General features: G+C 49.7%; 4 protein-coding genes. All 4 read left to right on the top strand.

Features of this window, described 5'->3' with window-relative positions:
- The first annotated feature begins 116 nt into the window (after positions 1–116).
- On the top strand, positions 117–1,589 hold the full coding sequence (locus BMZ56_RS25190; protein ID WP_218146669.1) for a DUF1501 domain-containing protein: 1,473 nt from the start codon (positions 117–119) through the stop codon (positions 1,587–1,589).
- 9 nt (positions 1,590–1,598) lie between these two features.
- Positions 1,599–3,758, top strand: coding sequence for a c-type cytochrome domain-containing protein (locus BMZ56_RS25195; RefSeq protein ID WP_090632614.1), 2,160 nt, complete (start codon positions 1,599–1,601; stop codon positions 3,756–3,758).
- 17 nt (positions 3,759–3,775) lie between these two features.
- Positions 3,776–5,017: a DUF2264 domain-containing protein gene (locus tag BMZ56_RS25200; protein ID WP_090632615.1), complete on the top strand. Its 1,242-nt coding sequence runs from the start codon at positions 3,776–3,778 to the stop codon at positions 5,015–5,017.
- A 70-nt stretch (positions 5,018–5,087) separates the two neighbouring features.
- On the top strand, positions 5,088–5,506 hold a 419-nt coding region (locus BMZ56_RS25205; RefSeq protein ID WP_305728243.1), incomplete at its 3' end, for a c-type cytochrome domain-containing protein.

The raw sequence follows: 5,506 nt of genomic DNA on the forward strand, positions 1-5,506 counted from the left end.
TGATCCACGGATTGTACAATTTAGAAGAAACCATTACACGGACATAACGTGGGTTACTAGTTGATAGCTGAAATCCGAAAGCCGAAAGCAGATAGCAAAAAAGAGAAACGAATGTCATGAAGAAAGACAAGACACTGGAAAAGGAAGTTGAGAAAGCCCGCTTATTTGAAAACCGCAGGCAGTTTTTATCGCGGCTGAGTATCGGTATAGGAAGCGCGGCCTTGGGTTCGTTACTGATACCGGATCTGTTTTCCGGCAGGAGCGCAGACGATGATGGGATGACTCGGGGATTGGCACATTTTGCACCCAAGGCAAAGCGTGTGATTTATCTATTCCAAAGTGGTGGAGTGTCTCAGTTGGAGTCGTTTGATGCGAAACCGAAACTCCGAGAGATGATGGGACAGGATCTTCCCGAATCGATACGCGGCGGGCAACGGCTCACGGGCATGACAGCCGGACAGGCGAGTTTTCCATTGGTAGGATCCTACTATGACTTTGCCCAGTATGGAAAGAGTGGTGCTTGGGTCAGCTCGGTATTCCCACATATGGCAAACGTTGTAGACGACCTTTGCATCATCCGGTCGCTGCATACCGATGCGATCAACCACGACCCGGCAATTACCTTTTTCCAGACCGGTGCCCAACAGGGGAACCGTCCAAGTATGGGTGCTTGGCTGAGTTACGGGCTGGGCAGCGAGAACCAGAACCTGCCCGCTTTCTGCGTGTTGGTATCCAAAGGAGGAGGAAATGGACAGGGCGTTTACGCGAAGCTGTGGACCAACGGTTTCCTCGACTCCGTACACCAGGGCGTACAGCTTATGGGTGGCCCCGATCCGGTGCTGTACCTTGGCAATCCAGCGGGAACCGATAAACTGAGCCGTAGGAAATTATTCGACAAACTAGCTGAGCTGAACAGCCTGCAGTTCGAAGCGTTCGGGGACCCCGAAATCACGGCGAAGGTGCAGCAATACGAGATGGCTTACCGCATGCAAACATCTGTGCCGGAGGTTACTGACTTATCAAAAGAGCCGGACCACATTGTCAAACTGTATGGTCCTGATTGCTTGGTTCCGGGTACCTATGCCGCCAATTGCTTATTAGCCAGAAAACTATCCGAAAACGGCGTACGTTTCGTACAGCTCTACCACCAGGGTTGGGATCAGCACGGTAATCTACCTAATGAGATGGCCACACAGGCAAAGGATGTCGACCAAGCGTCGGCTGCCCTGGTCACCGACCTGAAACAACGGGGACTGCTGGATGAAACACTGGTCATATGGGGAGGGGAGTTCGGTCGGACCAATTATTGCCAGGGAAGGTTAGAACACAACAATTATGGCAGGGACCATCATCCCCGATGCTTCAGCGTATGGATGGCTGGTGGAGGCATAAAGCCGGGAATTGTATATGGAGAAACGGACGAGTTCGGATACAACATCGTCAAGGACCCGGTGCATGTGCACGACTTTCATGCAACCATTCTCCATCAGCTGGGATTGAATCATGAAAAATTGACGTATCGGCATCTGGGGCGGCGTTACCGCCTTACCGACGTAGCTGGCACGGTGGTAAAGGACATCTTGGTGTAGTGCATAGCGATGAAGTCAATCCATACGGTCCTGCTTAATCTGCTGATAGCATTTCAAGTATTTATTGTTTTTTTTCTGGTTTTTGAGAGCAAAATTCAAGTACCGGCGTCCCTGCAGGTATTGGGTCGTGCTCATCCATTGTTATTGCATTTTCCGATTGTTTTATTGGTGTTGGTCTGGCTGTTGGGCTGTTTTGGCGAAAAGCTGGAGATCGGACAACCATTGGTTAAGCAGCTTATACACACACTGCTTTTAGTGACCGCCTGGAGCGCAGCGATTACCGTGGTGGCAGGTTTGTTTCTCTCCAAAGAAGGCGGATATGAAGGCGCCGGTTTCCAGTGGCATAAATGGACAGGCGTGGCGCTAAGCTTTTTGTGTACTGGTTTATTAGGATATCACGGGCGATCCTCCATCGCTGCAGGCAGGTATTCGAATCTTTTTCGAATTGGGTTGAGCGTCGCGGTAGTCGTATTGCTGGTAGCCGGTCACTATGGAGCGGGATTGACACACGGTGCCGATTATTTATTCGAGCCGATACAACGTAAGAAAGAGAAGGCATTGGACATGGAAACGGCGGTGGTATTTTCCGATTTGGTGTACCCGATCCTCGAAGCGAAATGCCTGAGCTGCCACAGTCCGAGCAAAGCAAAAGGAGGGCTGGTGCTGTCTGATACCACGTTGATGCTGCAAGGAGGCGATAGCGGCCCGGTCTTGGTTAGCGGCTCCGTGGAAGAAAGCCTGCTTGTCCAGCGGCTGTTGCTCGATGTGGATCATGAGCACCATATGCCGCCCAAAGGCAAGCCGCAATTAACCGACGAGGAGCTGGCCTTGATTGAAGCGTGGGTTGCGTCGGGAGCCGATCTCGATACACGTCTTTCGACGCTGGCAGCAGATGACACCATTCGGGGGCTTGCCATCGCAATTTATGGTCCGCCGAAAAGCGAGACCTATGACTTTCCCGCGGCCGATGCGGAGACGGTTGCCAAACTGAATACTCCCTATCGGATTGTCAAGCCCTTAGCACAGGGATCGCCTGGATTGTCGGTAGGATTTTTTGGGAAAGCTTCTTTTACCGAGCAATCGCTGAAGGAACTGGTGCCGGTAGGTCCGCAAGTGGTATCCATGTCATTGAGTGGAATGCCGGTATCCGACGCTGATCGGGAAGTGATCAGCAACTTCACCAATTTACGTGAGCTGGTATTGAATGGAACGCCTATAGACGACCAATGGAGCGAGACCTTGGCAGCGTTGCCTAATTTGCAGACGATCAGCCTGAGCGGTACAAATATGACAGAGGCCGGGCTCGTAACCTTACTGACCATGCCAAAGCTGACGCATGTATACGTTTGGAATACGCAGGTTGAAGCAGCGGTGCTCGATAAATTGCAGCAACAACATAAGAACATAACGATTGAGCGGGGTTACCAGGATGATGGTCAAACGATACTTCCGTTGAACAATCCGATGGTCAGGCCGGCCAGCAGTTTTTTCAAAGACAACGTTACCGTTACGCTTAGCCACCCAATTGCGGGTGTGGAATTGCGCTATACACTCGATGGGAGTGAACCGGATAGCATCCACTCACCGGTTTACCAGGAACCTTTTATATTGAAAGCGGCCACCTCGGTTAGGGTGAAGGGTTATAAGTCCGGGTGGCTTTCCAGTGAGGAGGTATCAAGGGTTTTCCGCCGATCTGCAAACCGTCCGGATCGGCTGTATCTGCTTAGCCCGCCGGATCCGCGCTACAAAGGACGAGGTGCATTCAGCCTAGCCGATTTAGAAAGTGGCGGAGACAACCATGCGGATGGCAGATGGTTGGGATTCCATGGTCAACCGATGAATGTATCGTTTCATTTTGATGAACCTATCCATATAGATACCATCGGTGTCAGTGTAAAGCAGCAGTATGGAGCCCATATTTATCCGCCACAGAACATTCAGGTATGGGGAGGTGCAGATTCGGCAGGTGCAAGGCTGCTTAACAGTTTCCGGCCGGCGCTGGAAAAGCCGGGAGAAGTTTCTGCCAATCGTATCGTAGAAATACCCGCTAGTGGCGAGGCAATCCGGTATCTGCGATTAGATGTGGAGCCCTTTGTGCCGATACCTAAGAAGTATCCGGCTGAAGGAAATCCCGCTTGGATTTTTGTGGATGAGATCATCATAAACTGACGGGAAAGAATACAGAAATGAATGCGATTAAAGTAGTTATCACAGCACTTTTCTTGGTAAGCCTTAATTTATCAATTGTAAAATCCGGATATGCCCAAACAACTGAACCCGATGATGGTCAACGAGAAAGAACCTATTTGGTTCAATCGTTAATACGTGTAGCGGATCCCGTTTTAACTGCATTAAGTCAACATCAATTACGTAAACTGATGCCTGTTGAAGCTCGTGTAGATGGGCGGCAAAACTTTACCTATCTTGAGGCGTTTGGACGCCTTTTTGCCGGAATAGCCCCTTGGTTAGAACTCGGAGCGGATGATACTCCTGAAGGTAAGCTGCGAAAAAAATACATTGATTTAACGATTCAGGCCCTTCATAATGCAACTGACCCCAAATCAGCCGATTTCATGAATTTTAATAAAGGCGGGCAAGCGCTGGTTGATGCGGCATTCCTGGCACAGGGACTGTTGAGATCGCCCAAGCAGATTTGGGGCCAATTGGATGCACAGACAAAGGTAAATATTATAGCGGCATTGAAATCGACACGGGTGCTTTCCCCTGGATATAATAATTGGTTGCTGTTTAGTGCCGAGGTAGAAGCAGCTTTATTAAAATTTGATGGGTATGGTGACAGAATGCGCATGGATTATGCAATCAAGTCACATATGAACTGGTATAAGGGGGATGGCACGTATGGAGATGGCCCAAATTTTCACTGGGATTATTACAATAGTTTTGTGATCCAACCGATGTTGCTTGACGTAACGCGAACGATTTTGGAAATAGATCATAGCGATGGGGCAAAAAAGGTGTATAACTCGGTACTTCAGCGCTCAAAACGATATGCGACTATACAAGAACGGATGATTTCTCCCGAAGGAACTTATCCCCCAATCGGGCGTTCGCTGGCTTACCGTTTTGGTGCCTTTCAATTACTTTCTCAGGTAGCTTTGATGAAAGCACTACCTGATGAAATTCAGCCGCAGCAGGTCAGGGCGGCACTCTATACGGTAATTAAAAGGCAGTTAGAAGCTCCCGGTACCTTTGATGCAAACGGCTGGCTGCAAATCGGCCTATATGGACATCAGCCGGATATCGGTGAAGGGTATATTTCGACAGGAAGTCTTTATCTGTGCTCAGAAGCTTTTCTTGTGCTCGGCTTACCTCCTATGGATCGTTTTTGGACAGGGGATGACGTAGATTGGACGGCAAAAAAAATATGGCAGGGAGAAAATTTCCCGGCCGATCATGCAGAAGATTGATAAATTGATTATCTTTATTTTGTTTAGCTGATCAATAGTAACCGTCGTGAGGTGATTTTTCTTTCGTATCATGCGAAGAGGCCGATTTTATCTTTCATCAAAGTGGTTAATAGGCATCGCAATTGCGGTGTTTGTTGCGGTACTTTCTGGCTATTTTTTCGTTGGACGCGGAACCACCGGATTAGGTGGATCCATGCAGTTACCCGCTGTCGTTGACTACAATTTCCACATCCGTCCGGTGCTGTCCGACAAATGTTTTGCCTGCCACGGGCCGGATAAGAATGCACGCGAGGCGGATCTGCGGCTGGATACGGAAGAAGGGGCATACAAAGCCCTGGTGGAAACGGCGGGGATGCATGCGATCGTTCCCGGCCATCCGGACCAAAGCGAAGCATACCGCCGCATCACCAGCAGCGATGAGTCGGTTAAGATGCCGCCGGTATCGTCCAACCTGGCGCTGACAGACTACGAAGTGAGGCTCATCGAGCG

It is taken from the genome of Parapedobacter indicus, from assembly GCF_900113765.1.
GTDB classification, from domain to species: domain Bacteria; phylum Bacteroidota; class Bacteroidia; order Sphingobacteriales; family Sphingobacteriaceae; genus Parapedobacter; species Parapedobacter indicus.